This window comes from Bifidobacterium saguinibicoloris, from assembly GCF_019331725.1.
Classification (GTDB): Bacteria; Actinomycetota; Actinomycetes; order Actinomycetales; family Bifidobacteriaceae; genus Bifidobacterium; species Bifidobacterium saguinibicoloris.
In genome coordinates this window covers 1-1,881 of record NZ_JAHBBF010000031.1, presented here as the reverse complement: position 1 = coordinate 1,881, position 1,881 = coordinate 1, and the positions used below count along the sequence as shown (strand labels likewise).

Sequence of the window (1,881 nt, the reverse complement as noted above, 5' to 3'; positions counted from 1 at the left end):
TGTGTCTGTTCAATAGAAAGTGGGCCGTGTGAGCGTGTGGAAAGTCTCCATGTGAGCGGCAGGATTTAGTCCACTTCGGCGTGTGGTGAGAAATGAACACCGGCCCGTCCTGCCCGGACTAGTTTCCCGAGTTGAAGTCGGTTTCTCGGGAAAGGAAAGGAATGACGGTACCGGTGTCCGTGCAACAACGTATCAGAGTGCTTGACGCGCGTGGCGTGTCATGGCGGCATATAGCCAAGGAGGTGGGCGTGGCCCGCGACACCGTCGCGAAATACGCCGGGAAGGAGGATTGCTCTCCCGAGCCGGAACACCCGGCATCGAGGCCGTCGAAGCTCGACCCGTTCAAGGCGACGGTCGACGGATGGTTGGAGGCGGACCGGTTCATGCCGCGCAAGCAGCGGCACACCGCCAAACGCGTGTACGACCGGCTCGTCGCGGAGAAGGGCTACCAGGGCTCGTACTCGCCGGTGCAACGGTATGTGAAGCGGTGGAGGCAGGAGCATCGGCTCCCGGAGGAGGGGTTCCTGGAACTGCAATGGCATCCGGGCGAGGCGCAGGTCGATTTCGGCCTGTCGCAGGCCGTGATCGGCGGGGATCGAATCGACGTGCATTGCCTGGTCGTCACATTCCCGTATTCGAACATGCGCTACTGCGTGGCTTTGCCCGGCGAGAACGCGGAATGCGTGTGCACGGGGCTGCGTATGGTGTTCGAGCACGTCGGCATGGCCCCGTCGGTGCTGGTGCTCGACAACGCCACCGGCGCCGGCCACCGGGTCGCGTGGGACAAGGTCAGCGTCGTCAAGGTGTTCGAGCTGTTCATAGCGCACTATCGGCTGGAGACGCGGTTCTGCAACCCGAACTCGGGCAATGAGAAGGGCAGCGTGGAGAACGCGGTCGGGTTCCTGCGGCGCAACATCATGGTGCCCCTGCTCAACGCGGAGTCGTATGCCCAATTGACCCGGTACACGCTGGAACGGTGCGACGCGATGGCCGAGACGGCGCATTACCGTAAGGGCGCGCCGATCGGGGAGCTGTTCACCGAGGAACGGGCCGAGATGAGGCCGCTGCCCTCCAAACCCTATGACGCGGTCAGATGGGAGGTCAGGAAGGCCGACGGGGATGGGCGCGTGCAGGTCGACGGCAACTACTATCTCGCCGGTCCCTCATGGCGCGGCTGGACCCTCGACATCGGGCTGCGCGCGTTCGACGTGACGATCCGCACCCAGGACGGGCGCACCTGCGCCAGGCTGCCGCGCGTATACGGCGACGCGCCGGCCACGGTGCGCAATCCCGCCACGCTCCTGCCCGCACTGAGCCGCAAGACCCGCGCGTGGGGCGATTCCATCATTCGTGACGATTTCCCCGACAAGCTCCGTCTCGCGATCGACCACATGGATGCCAAGGCGCGCAGGGCCACGTTCCGTCTCATCGACAAGACCAGCGGCGCATCCGGTTTCGAGGCCGCCGTCCAGGCCGGCGAACACCTGATCGAACAGGGCCATCCGCTCGACGAGGCGAGTCTGGCCACCATGGCCCGGCGCATCGCCGCCGGCGAGAAACCGTACGAGCAGACCGCTCCCGACCTGACCGGATACGACGTGTTCATGCGGCCTCGCGGGACACGGGAAAGGAAGGAGGCGTGAACATGGGAACCCACAGGCCGTCGGTCGTCATGCCCGACATGAAACGCCGCCGCGCCTCCACCGGCGAGAAGATCGAAACGATCATGGACCTCGCGCGCCGCATGCCCCTGACCCGCCAGGTCCTCGCCGACCAGCTCGCCCACGCCACACCAAGCCAGATGGAGTTCATGGAATCATGGATGACGGCCGAGATCGAGTCCCGGGAACGCTCCAAACGCTCCCGGCTCCTGAAACAGGC

At 65.1% G+C, this 1,881-nt stretch carries 1 protein-coding gene and 1 pseudogene; both read left to right on the top strand.

What is annotated here, in order from left to right; all coding sequences use genetic code 11:
* The first annotated feature begins 161 nt into the window (after positions 1 to 161).
* Complete coding sequence (gene istA / locus KIH78_RS10480) at positions 162 to 1,643, top strand: IS21 family transposase (protein WP_219132302.1); 1,482 nt, start codon at positions 162 to 164, stop codon at positions 1,641 to 1,643.
* Positions 1,644 to 1,645: 2 nt separating this feature from the next.
* A pseudogene (locus KIH78_RS10475) lies at positions 1,646 to 1,881 on the top strand (ATP-binding protein); the annotation flags it as partial.

Bases quoted from the DNA above. Each gene is read 5' to 3' on its own strand.
- istA (WP_219132302.1), top strand. From the start codon at position 162: ATGACGGTACCGGTGTCCGTGCAACAACGTATCAGAGTGCTTGACGCG.